At 70.0% G+C, this 18,477-nt stretch carries 9 protein-coding genes; all 9 read left to right on the top strand.

The window, feature by feature from the left end:
• On the top strand, positions 1–1,683 hold the full coding sequence (locus BN1193_RS12970) for an ABC1 kinase family protein (protein ID WP_040167213.1): 1,683 nt from the start codon (positions 1–3) through the stop codon (positions 1,681–1,683).
• A 68-nt stretch (positions 1,684–1,751) separates the two neighbouring features.
• Positions 1,752–3,713, top strand: a complete 1,962-nt coding sequence (locus tag BN1193_RS12965; protein WP_040167211.1) for a M13 family metallopeptidase — start codon at positions 1,752–1,754, stop codon at positions 3,711–3,713.
• 150 nt (positions 3,714–3,863) lie between these two features.
• Complete coding sequence (locus BN1193_RS12960) at positions 3,864–4,670, top strand: serine hydrolase (protein ID WP_094770502.1); 807 nt, start codon at positions 3,864–3,866, stop codon at positions 4,668–4,670.
• A complete protein-coding gene (locus BN1193_RS12955; RefSeq protein ID WP_040167209.1) occupies positions 4,670–5,047 on the top strand; it encodes a hypothetical protein in 378 nt (125 codons plus the stop codon). Before BN1193_RS12960 ends, BN1193_RS12955 begins: the two co-directional genes overlap by 1 nt.
• Positions 5,048–5,240: 193 nt before the next feature.
• A complete protein-coding gene (locus tag BN1193_RS12950) occupies positions 5,241–5,945 on the top strand; it encodes a GOLPH3/VPS74 family protein (RefSeq protein ID WP_040167207.1) in 705 nt (234 codons plus the stop codon).
• A gap of 277 nt (positions 5,946–6,222) precedes the next feature.
• Entirely contained in the window at positions 6,223–7,527 is a 1,305-nt protein-coding gene (locus BN1193_RS12945; protein ID WP_040167204.1) for an alpha-hydroxy-acid oxidizing protein, read from the top strand.
• Between the two features lie 235 nt (positions 7,528–7,762).
• Positions 7,763–16,411 (top strand): DUF7507 domain-containing protein, encoded by an 8,649-nt coding sequence (locus BN1193_RS12940; RefSeq protein WP_094770500.1) that lies wholly within the window; start codon positions 7,763–7,765, stop codon positions 16,409–16,411.
• On the top strand, positions 16,411–16,860 hold the full coding sequence (locus BN1193_RS12935) for a hypothetical protein (RefSeq protein ID WP_040167200.1): 450 nt from the start codon (positions 16,411–16,413) through the stop codon (positions 16,858–16,860). Before BN1193_RS12940 ends, BN1193_RS12935 begins: the two co-directional genes overlap by 1 nt.
• Positions 16,861–16,962: 102 nt before the next feature.
• Complete coding sequence (locus BN1193_RS12930; RefSeq protein WP_040167198.1) at positions 16,963–18,348, top strand: glycine--tRNA ligase; 1,386 nt, start codon at positions 16,963–16,965, stop codon at positions 18,346–18,348.
• The last annotated feature ends 129 nt before the right edge of the window (positions 18,349–18,477 follow it).

Below are 18,477 nucleotides of genomic sequence, written 5' to 3'. Positions count from 1 at the left end.
GTGAGCACGACGTCGACCGTGCCCTCGGAGTCCCGCAGCCGTTATCGTCGCATCCTCCGCTTCGCGGCCGGCTACCTGGTGCAGACCTGGTGGTTCGAGATCGTGCTGGTGCGGCTCGGGATGCGCCGGATCGCCGAGCGGACCCGGAGCGCGCGGACGCAACGGGTGGCGGTGCGCTTCCGGGCGATGGCGATCGAGCTCGGCGGACTGATGATCAAGGTCGGCCAGTTCCTGTCGTCACGACTGGACGTGCTGCCCCCGGAGGTCACCTCGGAACTCGCCACGTTGCAGGACGCCGTGCCACCGGCGCCCTTCGCGCAGATTCGCGCGCTCGCGGAGTCCGAGCTGGGCATGTCGTTGGAACGCGCATATGCCTCCTTCGAGGCCGAGCCCGTCGCGGCCGCCTCGCTCGGTCAAGCGCACCGCGCGCGTCTGACCACGGAGCTGGCGGCAGACGTCGGGTTCACGGACGTCGTGGTGAAGGTGCAGCGCCCCGGCATCGAGGACGTGGTGGCGACCGACCTCGCCGCGCTGAACCGCGTCGCGGTGTGGGTGTCGCGATTCCGCACCGTCTCGGCCCGAGTGGACGCTCCCGCCCTGGTCGCGGAATTCGCGCGCACCTGCCGGGAGGAGGTCGACTACCTCCACGAGGCCGGGGCCGCGGAGCGCTTCGCGGCCGATTTCGCGGGCGACGATCGCGTGTCCGCCCCGGTGGTGGACTGGGAGCGAACGACGCGTCGGGTCCTCACGCTCTCGGATGTCACCGCGATCAAACTCGATGACGTCGAGGCGCTGCGGGCGGCCGGAATCAATCCCGCCGCGGTCGCGAACGCCCTCGCCCGACTGATGTTCGAGCAGCTGTTCACGCACGGCTTCTTCCACGCCGACCCCCATCCGGGCAACCTGTTCGTCACGCCCACGGCCGAGACCGCGGGCTTCCGGATCACGTTCATCGACTTCGGGATGACGGGGGAGAGCAGCCCGGTGTTGCAGGCGGGGCTGCGTCGTCTGCTGATCGCGGCGGCCGCGCGGGACGGCCACGGCCTCGTGGCCGCGATGGACTCTCTGGGTGTGCTGCTGCCCTCGGCGGACACGCGGGAGCTGGAACGCGCCATGACGGCCGTGTTCGACCGGTTCGGCGGCATGGGCTTCGCGCAGCTGCGCGAGGTGGACCAGCGGGAGCTGGACGCGTTCGGTCGGGAGTTCTCCGAGCTGCTGCGCGAGGCGCCGTTCCAGTTGCCGGAGGATTTCCTGCTGATCATTCGCGCGGTCTCGCTCGTCAGCGGCGTGTGCTCGTCGCTGGATCCGCGGTTCAACGTGTGGGATGCGATCGAGCCGTTCGCCGGCGAGCTGATGCGGTCGCAGGGCGGCGCGGCGCTGAGGGACTTCGTCGATGACGCGGTGGCCAACGCGGGTGCCCTCTGGCGGCTGCCGCGCCGGGCGAACGCGCTGCTGGACACGGTCGATCGCGGAGAACTGCGCGTCGACCTCGGTCGTCTGGACCGCCGCGTGGCCAACCTGGAGTCCTTCGCGCGGCGCATCCTCGGCGGCGTGTTCTTCGCCGCGCTGCTGGTCGGCGGGGTGCTGCTGCTGCCGACCGCCGTCGTGCCGGGCATCGTGCTGATGTGCGCGTCCGCGATCCCGGGGATCTACGCCCTGGTCGGCGGTCGCCCCGGCCACTGAGCCTCCGTCTTTCCTCCGTCTCCGGCAAGAGCGGGTGAACCATGCACCGCAGGCCGTATGGTGGTGGGATGAGTGACGCCCTTCGTTCCGGACTGGCCATCAACGACTTCAGCGACACGATCCGCCCGCAGGACGACCTCTATCGGTTCGTCAATGGCGAGTGGCTCGATCGCACCGAGATTCCCGCGGACAAGGCGCGCTGGGGCTCCTTCCTGCTCCTGGCCGAACAGGCCGAGAAGCATGTCCGCGAGATCGTGGAAGAGGCGCAGGGGAGTGCCGCGACGGGAACCGCCCGCAAGATCGGTGACCTGTACAGCAGCTTCATGGACGAGGAGGGCATCGAGGCCGCCGGTGCCGCGCCGCTGGCCGACCAGCTCGCCCGCGTCGATGCCGTCACCGACGTCGCCTCGCTGCTGACCCTGCTGGGCCAGCTCGACCGCGAGGGTGTGGCGTCCGTCCTCGGACTGTTCGTCGAGCCGGACCCGGGCAACCCGGAGCGCTACGTGCCGTTCCTGGTGCAGTCCGGGATCTCGCTGCCGGATGAGAGCTACTACCGCGAGGAGAGCTTCGCGGAGATCCGCGAGGCGTATCGCGCTCACATCGCCCGGCTGCTGGAGCTGGCCGGCGTCGCGGACGCAGCCGCGCAGGCCGACCGCGTCTTCGCCCTGGAGACCGATGTGGCCGCGAACCACTGGGACAACGTCCGCAGCCGGGACGCCGTGGCGACCTACAACCTCAAGACCTGGGACGAGCTGACCGACCTCGCCGGGCTCGACCTCACGCCCTGGCGCGACGCCGTGGCCGTGGCCAACCCGGACGCGTTCAACGAGGTCGTCGTCTACCAGCCGAGCTTCGCCGAATCGCTGTCGCAGCTGATCACCGCCGAGCGCCTGGACGACTGGAAGGCGTGGCTGCGCTGGCGCCTCGTGCACGCCGCCGCGCCCTACCTGTCCGGCGCGTTCGTCGACGAGAACTTCGCGTTCTACGGGACCACTCTCACCGGTGTGCCCCAGAACCGGGAGCGCTGGAAGCGCGGCATCTCCCTCACCGAAGGTGCGCTCGGTGAAGCGATCGGCAAGGAGTACGTCGCCCGGCACTTCCCGCCGGCCGCCAAGGACGCGATGGACGTCCTGGTCGCGAACCTCATCGAGGCCTACCGCCGCAGCATCGAGAAGCTGGAGTGGATGAGCCCCGCCACGCGCGAGAAGGCCCTCGACAAGCTGTCCAAGTTCACGCCGAAGATCGGCTACCCGACGGTGTGGCGCGATTACGACGCGCTGGAGATCGCTCCCGATGACGTGCTGGGCAACGTGCTGCGCGCGTCCGTGTTCGAGCACGACCGCGAGGTCGCCAAGGTGGGCAAGCCCATCGACCGCGACGAGTGGCACATGACGCCGCAGACCGTGAACGCGTACTACAACCCGCTGATGAACGAGATCGTCTTCCCGGCGGCGATCCTGCAGTACCCCTTCTTCGAGGTGGACCGGGACGACGCCGCCAACTACGGCGGCATCGGTGCCGTGATCGGTCACGAGATCGGGCACGGCTTCGACGACCAGGGCAGCCGGTTCGACGGAGACGGCCGTCTGCAGGACTGGTGGACCGACGCTGACCGCGCGGCCTTCGAGGAGCGCACGTCCTCGCTGATCGCGCAGTACGACGCGCTGACGCCGGTCGGGCTGGACGGTCACCACGTCAAGGGTGCGCTCACCATCGGCGAGAACATCGGCGATCTCGGGGGCCTCGGCATCGCGCTGCAGGCGTATCAGCTCTCGTTGGATGGCGCCGAGGCGCCGGAGATCGACGGGTACACGGGCCTGCAGCGCCTGCTGCTGTCCTGGGGACAGGTGTGGCAGCTCAAGGTGCGTGAGGCCGAGGCGATCCGACTGCTGACCATCGATCCGCATTCTCCGAACGAGTTCCGGTGCAACCAGATCGTGCGGAACATCGATGCCTTCTACGACGCTTTCGGCGTGGGTGAGGGCGACGCCCTGTGGCTTCCGGAGACGGAGCGCGTGACAATCTGGTGAAGAAACGGCGGATGACCACCGCCGTCATGGAGAGGATGCACTGTGGGAGTGCCATCTGAGACTCCGCGCGAGTCCGCGCCGCTGACCCGGCGCGGAACTCGGCGGCGAACGAGGCGTGCCCCGGCGCCGCGTCGCGCCTTCACGGCGACGATGCGGGCCCTGGACGGGTTGACCGAGACGGGGGCGCGGGTCTCGATCCACGTCAGCGACCTCGACCGTGAGATCGTCGTCCTCGCCGGCGACGACTTCGTGACCTATCCGGTGGCGGGTCTGGGATCCGTCCCGATTCTGATCGAGACGGCCGCGGGCGTGCGTGACGGCCGACTCGACCCGGACGCGCGGGTGGCGCGGGAGAGTGTCGTGCCCGCGGTCGCCGGCGGGCTGTGGCAGCGGATGCACGCCCAGACGCTGCGCGTGGCAGACCTCGCCGCACTGAGCGCGGAGACCGGTGATCCGCTCGCCACGAACGCCCTGCTGGGCATGGTCGGACTGGACGCGGTCCGCAACAGGCTCGTTTCGATGGGGTTCACGCGATTGGCCGTGCTGGACGGCTACCGCGACGTGCGAGGGCCGGATGACGCCCCGCACATGGCGGTCGGCACCACACGGGACCTGGCGCGCCTGATGACGCTCATCGTCAACGGCCAGGTCGTCGACGCCACCGTCAGCGCGCAGGTCGGAGAGTGGCTGACGCGTTCGAACGACCTGTCCCTGGTCGGTTCCGCGACCGGGTTGGACCCGTCCGCACACGACGATGATCGGCACGGGTTGCTGTTTCTGAACCGCACCGGCCACGACGACGGTGTGCGCAGCGAGGCCGGTGTCATCGCCGGTCCGCGGGCGGGGGTCGCGTACGCCATGACCGTGTGCTTCGATGACCTGTCGATGGCCCACCGCCTGCGGGTCCACGATGCGTTCCGGACCTTCGGCGTCGACCTGATGGAGTACGTGTACTGATGGTTCCGACCGATTGGACGCCGCACCGACGCGAGGACGGCGAGGTGCTCGGCTGGATCCGGCCCGAGGGCGAGGACTGGGTCCCGGTCGACCTGTTCGGGCGGGAACTGACCGCACCCGGCGAGTGGCTGGATGCGGAGTCCGTGCTGGAGGAGCACGGTATCGGGTGGCTCGCCGATCGCTGGGTGCTCGAGCGCGGGGACCTGCCGCCGCTCGCGGTCCGCGTCGTCGAGGTGACCACCGAGCGCATCGTCGTCAAGACCGATGACTTCGGTGCGATCGACGTCCCGGCCGAGGCGATCGTGCTGGAGTGGCCGGTCCCGGACCGCCTGCGCCCGCAGAGCGCGGAGGATCGTCCGGTCGCCCCCTGGGACTGACCTCGTCGCTCGCACCTCCGGCAGGTCTTGGGACGTACTTCTGCCACGTTCGAGAGCAAGTCCGGGGATGCTCCCGAATCCGGCAGGACCGCGCGCGAGGAACTGTCGTGACTGAGCGCAAGCAGTAGGGCGGCGGAGCATCTCCGTCCGCAGAGGGATGTCCGGGCGCGGGTGGACGCCTAACGTCGAGGACATGGAACACGCGGCGGGACCCGTCTGGCTCATCGCCGAGGACCTGCTGCTGCTGATCCTCGATGATGCGCGCGGCGTAAGCGCGGGTGGTGTCGACGTCCGGCTCGCGATGGGCGGCGGACTGCTGATGGACCTCGCCGAGGCCGGCCTGGTGTCGTTCGGGCCGCGCACCGGGCTGCTCTCCTCGCCACGCGTGGACGTGACGGACGATGCGGTCACGGACGATGACGTGCTTGCCGCCGCACTGGCGGTCGTCGCGGACGGCCCTCGGGACGCGATGTCGACGGTGCCGGCGCTGGCTCGTCTCGGCGGCCGTCCCACGGCGGACGTCCTCGCCGAGCGGCTCGCCCGGCGCGGTGTCCTGGAACGGCGGGAGGGGCGGGTGCTCGGGCTGTTTCCGCGGACGGAGTGGCCGATGGCGGACGCCGGACACGAGACCGCGATGCGCCGAGGACTGCGACACGTGCTGCTCGACGGCGGTGTGGCGACGGCCCGGGAGGACGCCCTGATCGCCGTGCTGCAGGCGTTGTCCGGGTTGCGGGTGGCGGTGGGACGCGAGGGCGGCGTCTCGGAACGGGAAGTCGCGGCGCGGGCGACGCGCGCCCGGCGGGAAAGTGCCGAGCGCGGTCCGGCGGCTCACGCGGTGGCGGTCGCCGAGGTGGCGGCCGCGGTGACCGCCGCCGCCGTGATCGGCAGCGGGGCGTGATCTCCACGCCGGCGGCGCCGGGGGCTGGTTCCGGCGGGTCTGCGTCGCTCGCCCGGCGGCCCTGGGGATCCAGGCGCCCCGGGGGGCCGGCCCGGGGCGCGGGCGGCGCGCCCCGGGGGGGAAGGTGCCGGGCGGGGCCCGGGGGCGCGCGGGGGGGCGGCCGCGGGGGGGGCGCCGGCGGTGCCCGCGGCCGCCGTGATCGGCAGCGGGGCGTGATCTCCACGGCGGCGGCGCCGGGGGCTGGTTCCGGCGGTTCTGCGTCGCTCGCCTGGCGGCCATGGTGATCCAGGCGCCCCGGGGAGCCGGCCGTGACGCGCAGTCGGCGGTGTTCCGCGCCGGCATCAGCGGGGCCCGACCGGCCGTGCCGACGGATCCGCATGCGCTGGAACGGCGGGCGCGACAGGTGCTGTCCGCGGACGCGTTCGCGTACCTCGCCGGTGGGGCCGGAGCTGAGCGGACCATGGCGGCCAACCGCAGGGCGTTTCGGGAGTGGCAGATCTGGCCGCGTCCGGCCCAGGACGTCGCGGTGCGGGATCTGTCGGTGCGGTTGTGGGATCGCACGCTGCCGACTCCTTTCGTCCTCGCGCCGCTCGGCGTGATGGAGCTCGCGCACGCGGAGGCGGATCGCGCGGTGGCGCGCGCGGGCGCGGCCCGCGGAGTGCCGTATGTCCTCAGCTCGCAGGCGTCCGTGCGCATGGAGGAGGTCGCGGCTGCGGCGCCGCGGGGCGAGCGCTGGTTCCAGCTCTACTGGTCCGCCTCCGACGAGCTGAACGCCTCGCTGCTGCGGCGGGCGGAGACCAGTGGGTGCACGGCGGTCGTGATCACGCTGGACACGCACCTGCTCGGGTGGCGCACCCGCGACCTGGATCGCGGGTTCCTCCCCTTCACGCGGGGAATGGGCATCGCGCAGTACACCTCGGATCCGGAGTTCCGGCGTCTCGTGCAGGAGCGCTCCGCCCAGCCGCCGCCGGACGAGAAGGGCCCCCGGCTGACGCCGTCGACCGTCGCCACGGGCATCTCCATCGCGCGGCACGGGGCGGCCCTGACCGGACGCACGCGGCTGCGCGACAACCTGCGCTCGCCCTTGCCGCGGGCCGCGGTCGAGACGTTCCTGGACGTCTTCGCGACCCCGACCCTGACCTGGGACCGGCTCACGAAGGTCCGGGAGTGGACGTCCCTGCCGGTGGTGCTGAAGGGCATCGTGCACCCGGACGACGCCGAGCGCGCCGTCGAATTCGGCTTCGACGGCGTCTGGGTGTCGAACCACGGCGGTCGGCAGATCGACGCCTCCGTGCCGACGCTCGCGGTGCTTCCCGAGATCGCCGAACGCGTCGCCGGGCGTGTTCCCGTGGTGTTCGACTCGGGCGTCCGCGGCGGGGCGGACGCGCTCATCGCGCTGGCGCTCGGTGCCACCGCGGTCGCGATCGGTCGCCCGTACGCGTATGGGCTGGCGGTTGCCGGGGAGCAGGGTGTGGACCAGGTGCTGCGTGACCACATCGCCGAGCTCGACATCTCCCTCGGTCTGGCCGGACGCACCGCGGTTCGGGACCTCGACCGAACCGTCCTGCGCCGCGCGAGCTGACCCGGAGAGAGGCGTTCGCGGCCCCTTTTCGCGCCCTTCGTCGACACCCGTCGGCGATGTCTGGGACGGGTGTCGGCTACATACATACGTTGTGCGCATTACATGATAATTTCCTCACGATCGCTGTCTGGGGCGGCCTCCTCCAGCGCCTTTGGGGGGCAGCGATCACTTCCTGTCGTCGCGCCCGATTTCTCGCGACGACGCTCTTTGTCGTACCTGTGTGGGGAGATTTCGCATGTCATTTCAGCGTGCGCTGGCGATGTCGTTGACCGGTCGTGCCGGGTTGCGTTCCCGAGGCCGAGCCGTGCGGAAGGCACTGGCGCTCACCGCGAGCGCGGCGCTCGTCGCCGCCGGCGTGGTGGCCGTGGACCTGTCGACCCCGGAACCGGCCGCCGCCGTGGCGCCGTTCCCCATCGCAGACACCGTCCCCGGCAAAGCCGGAGCGCTGAACAACAAATGGGACCGTGCCCGTAGTGGTGACGGCAACGACGCCGTTGGCGGACGCTACACGACCGACGGCTGGACCCGCCTGACGAACGCCGAGGAGAGCCAAGCGACGAACATCCTCTCGAAAACGGCGTTCCCGTCTTCGACCGGCTTCGAGCTATCTTTCGACTACCGCCAGGGCGGTGGGCAGTTCGCGCACGGGAATGAATCGGAGGACCGCACCGGCGACGGCATCGCCTTCTACCTCGTGGACGGGACGGCAGGCGTGACCGCCGGTGCGCCCGGCGGCGGCCTTGGGTACGGCGGTGGCGGTGACGACACGGATCTGACCTGTGGTGTGCGGGGTGGCTACCTCGGCGTCGGCCTCGACGTCTATGGGAACTTCGCGACGGAGCGGGCCGGTGCCCATGGCGGCATCACCGGCGGGTCTCCGAGTGCCGTCACCGTGCGTGGTTCCGGCTCGAACGAGTGTGAAGCGGGCAACGAGTCCAACTTCCCCTTCATCGCCACCACTCCGGTCTCCGGAATCGCCACGGCTGGCCCGGGCGAGAACGGCTTCGAGGACCCCGCGGACGACGCGGAGTCGCAGTACCGGCGCGTGCAGCTGGTCGTGCAGCCGACCACTTCGAACACGCTGAACGTCACGGTGCGGATGTCGCCGCTCGCTACGAAGGACTCGACCGATCCGGGTGAGCTCACCGAGGTCTGGCGGGGGGACATCGCCGGTGTGGCCGGCCAGGTCGACCTGCCGGAGACGCTGAAGCTCGGTTTCTCCGCGTCCACCGGATTTGCCACCGACTTCCACGACGTGCGCAACATGATGGTGCGTGCGCTGGCAGACGTGTCCACCACCGCGACGATGACCTCCACTCCGACGGCGGATGGCTCGTACCGGCCGGGGGACACCGTCAGCTACGACCTCACCGCGACGAACGCGGGCCCGACGACGATCGGCGATGCCCCGAACGGCGTCTCCCGCGTCGTGCACGACGCCTCGGCCCTCGGTTTGACGGACGTGACCTGGACGTGCGTTCCCTCCGGTGGCGCCGTCTGCACCGGTCCGACCTCCGGCACGGGGACCGCGATCTCGACGGAGTGGACCGGGCCGAAGGGGTCCAGCGTCACCATCAAGGTGACGGGCACCGCCTCCCTCCCCGGCACTCACCGGCCGTCGGTCATCGCCCCGACCGACTTCGATGACAACACCGTGGGGCAGGACGGCTCCGCCATTCAGCGCGACGGTGGTGCGGTCGACCCGCACACCGCCGATAACACGGCATCCACCGCGTTCACGATCGTCGCGCCGAGCTTCACGCAGACGAAGACCGCAGACGCCACGCAGTACACCCCGGGCCAGCCCGTCGAGTACACGATCACCATCACCAACGCCGGCACGCTGGCGGGTTCCGCCAACATCGACGACATCGTTCCGGAGGCCGTGACCGACCTCTCGGTCGACTGCGAGACGACCGGCACCGGCGCGGCGTGTGACCCCGTCCTGGACGGCCAGCATGTGTCCGGCTCTGTGAACCTCCCGGTGGGTGGGGTCGCGACGGTGACGATCACCGGCACGGCGAGCGCCGTCGGCCCCGTCGGCAACACGGTCACCGTGACGCCCGCACCGGGTTGCCCGACATGCGGCGGCGGCATCGCCACGACCCCGCCGCTGCAGTCGTACCAGTCTTCGGTGGGCGCGAGCCTCGTCGTGACGGATCAGAACGGCGGAGGTCCGACCGACCTCGTGGTCGGTGACACGCTCACCTTCACGCACACGATCACGAACTCCGGGCAGCTCCCGGTGACCGGGGTCCGGTTGGACCTGGAGTCCACGCCGGCGACGATCGCGACGCCCACATGCACGCCGACCGAACTGGCGCCCGGGCAGAGCGCGACGTGCGTCACCACGTACGTCGTCCAGCAGAGCGACGTGGACCGTGGTGCCATCAGTGTCACCGGAAACGCGCTCGCCGACGTCACGGGTCTCAGCGCCCCGATCGCCTCCGGCGTCGACTACACCCTCAACGGTGAGCGCACGGCGACGGTCAGCCTGACCGGCGGCGGAACGCCGAAGGACGGGGGAACAACGTTCGACACCGTCGGTGAGGAGATCGCCTACGCCTACACGGTGCGGAACACCGGAAACGTCACGGTGAACGGTCTGGGCGCGTCCTTCACCGCCTTCACCGGCGTTGCGGACGTCGCCGAGGCACCGATCGTCACGTGCACGCCGACGACCCTCGCGCCCGGGGATGAAGCCGAGTGCACCACGACGTACGCGGTCACGCAGGCCGACATCGACCGCGGCACGCTGGCCGCGACCCTGGAACTGACCGGTTCCGACGCGGTCACCGCCTCCGCGGAGTCGACGCTGTCCGCGATGCGCGATCCCCAGGTGACGGCGGTCCTGACGTTCGACGCAGCGAAGTTCAGCGCCGTGGGGGACGAGATCGCCGCGACGGTCGCGGTGACCAACGACGGCAACGTGACCCTCGATGCCGTCGCGATCACCGGCGGCCGCGGCGACTACACCTGCCCCGAGGGAGCCGTCGCGCCGGGTGAGACGGTCACCTGCGCGAGCACCATCACGGTGACGACCGCGGACCTGCAGGCCCAGTCGATCACCGAGTCGCTCACCGTCACCGCGACCGCGCCCGGTGGGGCCGGCGCGTCGGCCACGGCGACGGAGACGGCAGCCGTGATCGAGGATCCGGAGATGTCTTTGACGTCCGGACCGATCGGCCTGCCGCCCACCGTGGCGGCGGGTACGGAGATCCCGGTCACCTTTACGCTCACCAATGACGGCAACGCGCCCGTCACCGGCATCACGGTCGACGGTGCGTCCACCACCGGTGGCACGCTGTCCGCCGTGACCTGCACCCCGGCCGACCTGGCCGTCGGCGGCACGGTCGAGTGCACGGCGACCTACACCGTCGCGCAGTCCGAGATTGACAATGGCACCGCGGTATTCACCGCCACCGCCACCGGCACCACGCCGGGCGGGACCACGGTCACCACTGGCGCGACAGGCGATCTCTCGATCGACCTGTCCAGTCGGCGGACGGCCGATGCGACGGTGGTCCTCAAGGTCACGACAGAGGCCGCGAAGCCCGTCGCAGGCGACGAGCTCGTCTATGAATACACGGTCACGAACACGGGTAACGTCACGCTGACCGACCCGGTCGTCACCGACACGCTCGGCAACACCGTCGTCTGCGTGCCCGCGCCCGTAGCCCCGGGTGCCACCGCGACATGCATGGCGACGCACAAGGTCACCCAGACCGAGGTGGACGCCGGCTCGCTGGTCGTCTCCGGCATTCTCACCGGGCAGATTCCGGGAGACGAGATCACCGCGAAGTCGGAAAGCGTGACCACCGAGTTCGAGCGTCGTGAGTCCCTCACGATCACCGCCGAGACCCCGGTCGTGAACGACGACAACGAGAACGGTCGCACCGACGACGGTGACTCGGTCACCTTCACGTTCACCGTCACCAACGACGGCACCACGACCGTCGACGGCATCATCGTCACGGACGACGTGCTCGGCGAGGTGATCTGCGATCCCATCACGCTCGCACCGGGTGAGGTGGCGACCTGCACGGTGACCATGCCGATCACGCAGGACCAGATCGATGACGGCGGAATCACCGTCGAACCGACGGTGACCGGTGACGGGCAGCTCGGCGAGATCTCGGCGCCGGGTGAGGAGTTCACCTTCCCCCTCGAGCAGATCGACTCGCTGACCCTCGTCGCGGGCGAGACGACCGTCGTCGACGCGAACGAGAACGACCTGCTGGACCGGGGTGACGGCGTCCGCTTCGCGTACACGCTGACCAACGACGGCAACACGACGGTCACGGACATCGAGGGCGCGGATTCGACGCGCGATGAGATGACCTGTGAGGCGACCTCGCTGGCCCCCGGTGCTTCCACGACGTGCTGGATCGACGCCGTCGTGACGCAGGGCGATGTCGACTCCGGAGCGATCGAGTCGTCCGTGACGGTGAGCGGCGCCGGTGCGGCGGAGGAGCGGATCGAAAAGACCGCGTCCGCGAGCCTGGAGACCAGCCAGAGCGAGGCTCTGAAGATCGAGACCGGGACCCCGGTCGTCTCCGACGCCGATGGCGACGGACTGGTCGATCCCGGCGACACCGTGACCGTGGAGTTCACGGTCACCAACGACGGCACGCGCACGCTCAACGGGATCACGGTGAAGGATGACCTGTTCGGAACCGTGACCTGCACGCCGACCACGCTCGGCGCCGGGGAGACGGCGACCTGCGCGGCCGAGCACGTCCTCACGCAGGAAGACATCGACCGCGGCAGTGTGGTCATCGACCCCACCGTCTCCGGCAGCGGCAAGGACGGCGTGATCGCGGCTGACGGCACACTCACCGAGGTGGAGCTCGATCGCGCCTCGACGCTCAGCGTCGAGGCACTCCCGACCTCGTCCGATGACCGCAACGACAACGATCTGATCGACACGGACGACACGGTGACGTTCTCGTACCGCGTGACGAACGCCGGCAACACGACCGCGACCGACATCGCGCTCTCGGACGCGCAGGGCCGCATCGCGGTGTGCACCCCGGCCGAGCTCGGCGCCGGCGAGAGCGCCGTGTGCCAGATCTTCGCGACGGTCTCGCAGGAGGACGTCGACCGTGGGTCCGTGGTGACCGATGGCACGCTGACGGCGACGGGTCCCGATGAGGCACCGTTCACGCCGGTCGACGTCGACAACGAGGAGACGACGTCCCAGACGTCCGGTCTCGCGGTCGCCGTCGAGCAGCCGACGATCGATGACGTCAACGACAACGATCTCACCGACACCGGCGATGTGCTGACCTACGCCGTGACGGTGGGGAACACCGGCACGACGACCGCGGAAGAGATCGCCGTCATCGACCCGGTGCTGGGCAAGCTCGCTTGCACGCCCACCACCCTCGTCGGTGGGCAGACGGCGACCTGCACGGCACAGACGACCGTCACGCAGGGCCAGGTCGACGCCGGCAGGATCACAGTCACTCCGGTCGCAACGGGCACGGGACATGCTGGCGCGAAACTGGGTGCCACCGGCACGCCGGTGGAGACCTCCCTCGACCAGGTCGCAGGCATCTCGACCACCGTCGCAGCCGAGCCGGTCGTTACGGACGCGAACGTCAACGGTCGTGCAGACGCGGGCGACACGGTGAAGTTCGTCTACACGGTGGAGAACACGGGGACGACGACTCTCACAGGCGTCCGCATGAGTGATCCCAACCTCGGCCCGGTCGCCTGCAAGCCCACCGCGCTCGCCGCCGGCGCGACGGCAACGTGCACGCTCGTTACCACGGTGACGCAGAAGCAGGTCGACGAGGCCGGAGAGCTCACGGCTGAGCCGGTGGCCGCCGGAACCGGTAGGGAGGACGGCGCAGACTCGGCACTGTCCGTGACCGCTGAAGCTCGCACGGTTCCGCTGGACCAGGTCGGCGACGTGTCGATCACGACCGCGAAGCCGAGCCTCGCGGATGAGAACGAGAACGGGTTGACCGACACCGGCGACATCGTGACGTACACCTTCACGGTGACCAACACCGGCACCACGACACTGCACGACGTGACCGTCAAGGACGACCTGCTGGGCACCGTCACGTGCCTGCCGGACACCCTCGCCGCCGGTTCCGTCGCCACCTGCACCGCCACGCACACCGTGACGCAGGACGAGGTGGACGCCGGTCAGATCGTCGTCACGCCGTCCGTCTTCGCGAAGGATGTCAACGGCGCCGTGAGTGAGCAGGGCGCAGCCGTTCCGCTCAAGCTCGACCAGGTCGGTGGCCTGTCCATCGTGGCGGAGGAGCCCAAGCCGATCGATTCCAACGGCAACGGACGCACCGATGCCGGCGACGAGATCGAGTTCACCTTCACGGTGACCAACGACGGCACCACCACCGTCGACGACAGCACGATCACCGACCCGCGACTGGGCGATGTCGAGTGCAAGCCGACGACGCTGGCCGCCGGTGAGGTCGCGACCTGCACCGCCGTGTTGACGATCACGCAGGACGACGTGGACAACGGGTCCGTGTCCGTCGATCCCGCCGCCAGCGGTGAGGACTCGAACGGCAAGGTCACCGGTGACGGTGACGGCCGCACAGTTGAGTTGGAGCAGGACTCCAGCGTCACCGTGACGCCCGAGGACACCGTCACCACCGACGTCGACGGCGACGGTGAGATCGCCACGGACGACACCGTGACCATCACGTACGTCATCACGAACGACGGAAACACGAGCCTGACCGACGTCGGCCTCGCGGACCCGAAACTCGGTGCGTTCACGTGCACGCCGACCGACCTCGCCCCGGGTGAGAGCGCGACGTGCAAGCTGACGTACACGATCGACCAGTCCGACGTCGACGCGGGTGAACTCGTGGTGAAGCCGCAGCTGACGGGGAAGGGCCCGGACGGTCCGATCTCGGTCGAGGTGCCGCCGACGCGGGTCGCGCTGGACCAGACGTCCGGTCTGACCGTTACCGTCGACGACTGGCGCGTGGTCGACGCGAACGAGGACGGACGCATCGCCGCCGGCGATGAGATCTGGTACTCATACGTGCTCACCAACACCGGCACGGTCACGCTGGACCAGCTGGCGATCGACGACCCGCTGCTCAGGGACACCCCGATCACGTTCCAGTCCGTCGCGGCGGCACCGGCGAGCCTGGTGCTCGGCGGGAACGGCCTGCCCGGCGGCGCGTCGATCACGGCGCGCGCCACGGCCGCGTACATCGTGACGCAGGCCGATGCGGACGCCGGTCAGGTGGCCAACGTCGTGACCGCGTCCGGGCGGACGCCGGCCGATCAGGCCGTGCTCGCGGAGCAGGACGCCGTGATCACTCCGCTCGAGGGGGTCTCGGCCCTGTCGGTGACGCTCACCGCGGGCGAGCCCACGGACGTGAACGGCAACGGGCTGGCCGACGCGGGTGACACGATCGCGGTGGCCTTCACCGTGACGAACACCGGCACGACCACGCTCCACGACATCACGCTCGTCTCGCCGACGCTGGTCGCGGCCGGCCTCACGGTCACGTGCACGCCGACCGCGCTCGCGCCCGGTGAGACGGCGACCTGCACGAGCGCGCCGTACACCGTGACGAATGCGGACGTGGACGCCGGAACGGTCACCTTCGGGGCGTCCGCCACGGGTGTGGACCCGGATGAGCAGACGGTCTCGGCCGTCGCCAAGCCGGCCGCGGTGGAGCTGGACCGCATCGGTTCCGCCGAGCTGGTGAAGTCCGTGCTCGCCCTGACCGACGTGGACGGCGACGGGCGCTACGCCGCCGGCGACACCATCACGTACGGCTTCACGGTGACGAACACCGGCACGCTCACGCTGCGCGACGTCATCGTCACGGATCCGCTGCTCGCGGGTCAGGGCATCACGGTGTCCTGCCTGCCGACGATGCTCGCCGCGGGCGAGACCGCGACGTGCGCGGCGTCCGAGGCCTACACGATCACCCAGGGTGACGCGGACGCGGGCGGCGTCGACAACGTCGCGACCGCGCGGGCGACCGACCCCGACGGTGAGGACATCGTCGACGAGAGCCCGGGCACGAGCACGGAGTTGACCGAGGACGACGCCCTGTCGATGACCAAGACCTCGACGGTCTCGGACACGAACGGTGACGGCTACATCGCCGCCGGCGACGAGGTGGACTACCTCTTCACGGTGACGAACCACGGCACCTCGACCGTCACGGACATCGTGATCGACGACGCCAAGCTGGCGGCGGCCGGAGTGAGCGTGACGTGCGAGGCCACGAGTCTCGCTCCCGGGGAGTCCACGACGTGCGCGGCGGATGAGCGGTACCTGCTCACGCAGGCGGACGCCGATGCCGGGGGCGCGGTCAACGTCGCCATCGCGCGCGGCGAGGGTCCGGGTGGCGAGGACATCGTGTCCCCGCCGACCGAGAACATCACCGAGGGTCCGGACGACGACGACGCGGCGTTCACGGTCGCGAAGACGACGGACGTGAAGACGTTCGCCGCCGGCGACCTGATCACGTACACGATCACGCTGACGAACACGGGTGCCGTGACGCTGCACGACGTGGTCCTGACCGACGTCGACTTCTCCGGAACGGGCGAGCTGAGTGAGCCCGCGTGTGGCGACCTCACGTCCGTGGCGCCGGGGGAGAGCGTATCGTGCGTGCTGACGTACGTCGCGACGCTCGCCGACCAGACGCGTGGCTCGCTGAGCAACGGCGCGACCGCCGAAGCGGACGCCCCGGGTGGGACGTCGATCGACGGTGGCGACGACAACGAGGTGATCGCGGAGGACCTGCCGCCGCTGCCGACGACAGGTGCGGACGTGCCGCTCCTGCCGCTCGGTCTCGGCGGGGTGCTCCTGCTGAGCGGTCTGGCCGTGTTCTTCTGGCGACGCCACCGCGCGACCGAGGTGCGCTGATGTCCGATCGCGCGCGGGGAATGGCAGCACTGGTCCTGGTGGGTGCCGTCATACTGCTGGCCGCGTGCTTCGGCGGACGGCCGGACGGGGGTGCCACCGGCACCCCCGGGCCGGACCCGGCGTCCACGGTGCCGAGTGGCGACAACGGTGACCTGACTGACCCGGTCGGGGCACGTGACGCCCTCGTCGATGACGCGTGCGCCGCCGACGAGGGCGGGGTCTGGTCCGGCACCGGCACGATCCGCAACACGGGGGAGGGTGCGGTGACCTACCTCGTCCGCTTCTCCGTCGTCGACGTCACGACCCACGCTGTGCTCGGCAGCGGGGACCAGGAGCTCACGGTCGAGGCCGGGGCGTCGGCCCCGGTCGCGGTGCCGGCGTTCTACACGCAGGACGGCGACGCCGAGCTGTCCTGCCACGCGCGCGTCGTGTCCGGAACCGCGGGCTGACGAAGCCCTCGCCGCGAGGTCAGGCACAGCCCGCGCGGGTAGGATTGAGGTGCGCGGCATGTCCCCGCGAATCGCACCCCCTTTACGACCATTGGAGCCACCGTGGCCGAGCAGTCCCGCCTCGACAAAGTCATCTCTCTCGCCCGTCACCGCGGGTTCGTGTTCCAAGCGGGTGAGATCTACGGCGGTTCCCGATCGGCCTGGGACTACGGCCCCCTCGGCACCGAGCTGAAGGAGAACATCCGTCGGCAGTGGTGGCAGACGTTCGTCCGGGGGCGCGGCGACATGGTCGCGCTGGACTCGTCCGTGATCCTCCCCAAGCGCGTGTGGGAGGCGTCCGGTCACGTCGCGACGTTCAGCGACCCGCTGGTGGAGTGCCTGCAGTGCCACAAGCGGTTCCGGGCTGACAACCTCATTGAGGACTTCGAGGCGCGCAAGGGGCGCCCCGCCGAGAACGGTCTCGCCGACATCCCGTGCCCGAACTGCGGCACGAAGGGTCAGTACACCGAGCCGAAGGCGTTCTCCGGTCTGGTGAAGACGTACCTCGGTGTCGTGGACGACGAGTCCGGGCTGCACTACCTGCGTCCGGAGACCGCGCAGGGCATCTTCGTCAACTTCACCAACGTCGTCACGGCGTCGCGGAAGAAGCCGCCGTTCGGCATCGGCCAGGTCGGCAAGGCGTTCCGCAACGAGATCACGCCGGGCAACTTCATCTTCCGGACGCGTGAGTTCGAGCAGATGGAGATCGAGTACTTCGTGCCGCCGGCGGAGGCGCAGGAGTGGTTCGAGCACTGGGTGGAAGCGTGCTGGAACTGGTTCCTGGACCTCGGCATCGACCCGGAGAACATGCGCCAGTTCGACGTTCCGGCTGACGAGCGAGCGCACTACTCGGCGGGCACGATCGACTTCGAGTACAAGTTCGGCTTCCCGGGCAAGGAGTGGGGCGAGCTCATGGGTGTCGCCAACCGCACCGACTACGACCTGTCCAGCCATTCCGAGGCGTCCGGGCAGAGCCTGACGTTCTTCGACCAGGCGTCGGGTGAGCGGTATACGCCGTACGTGATCGAGCCGTCGTTCGGTCTGACCCGTTCGATGATGGCGTTCCTCGTGGACGCGTACGTCGAGGAAGAGGTGCCGAACGCGAAGGGCGGCACCGACACCCGCACGGTCCTGAAGCTCGACCCGCGTCTCGCGCCGGTGAAGGTGGCCGTGCTGCCGCTGAGCCGCAACGAGAAGCTGTCGCCGCTGGCGCGTCAGACGGCGGACGACCTGCGGGGCCGCTGGGCCATCGACTTCGATGACGCCGGGGCGATCGGTCGCCGGTACCGCCGGCAGGACGAGATCGGCACGCCGTTCTGCGTCACGATCGATTTCGACTCGCTCGAGGACAACGCCGCGACCGTCCGCGACCGCGACACGATGCAGCAGGAGCGCGTCCCGCTCGCGGAGCTCAACGACTACCTCGCGGAGCGCCTCCGCGGCGCCTGACGCTGTGTTGACGAACGCCCCGGACTTCGCGTCCGGGGCGTTCGTTGTTGAGGGCGTCTCGTGTGTCGATTCCAGTTCCGCGGCGGTCACGCTGCGGAATTCCCGCTCGGTGATCGGCGCGCTCGCGCG

Source organism: Microbacterium gorillae (assembly GCF_000826185.2).
GTDB lineage: Bacteria > Actinomycetota > Actinomycetes > Actinomycetales > Microbacteriaceae > Microbacterium > Microbacterium gorillae.
The sequence above is the reverse complement of the archived record's forward strand: the minus strand, read 5'-3'. Positions and strand labels throughout refer to the sequence as shown.

Excerpts from the sequence above, each read along its gene's own strand:
- BN1193_RS12965 (WP_040167211.1), top strand. The coding sequence starts at position 1,752 with ATGAGTGACGCCCTTCGTTCCGGACTGGCCATCAACGACTTCAGCGAC.
- BN1193_RS12960 (WP_094770502.1), top strand. The coding sequence starts at position 3,864 with ATGCGGGCCCTGGACGGGTTGACCGAGACGGGGGCGCGGGTCTCGATC.
- BN1193_RS12955 (WP_040167209.1), top strand. The coding sequence starts at position 4,670 with ATGGTTCCGACCGATTGGACGCCGCACCGACGCGAGGACGGCGAGGTG.
- BN1193_RS12950 (WP_040167207.1), top strand. The coding sequence starts at position 5,241 with ATGGAACACGCGGCGGGACCCGTCTGGCTCATCGCCGAGGACCTGCTG.
- BN1193_RS12945 (WP_040167204.1), top strand. The coding sequence starts at position 6,223 with ATGGTGATCCAGGCGCCCCGGGGAGCCGGCCGTGACGCGCAGTCGGCG.
- BN1193_RS12940 (WP_094770500.1), top strand. The coding sequence starts at position 7,763 with ATGTCATTTCAGCGTGCGCTGGCGATGTCGTTGACCGGTCGTGCCGGG.
- BN1193_RS12935 (WP_040167200.1), top strand. The coding sequence starts at position 16,411 with ATGTCCGATCGCGCGCGGGGAATGGCAGCACTGGTCCTGGTGGGTGCC.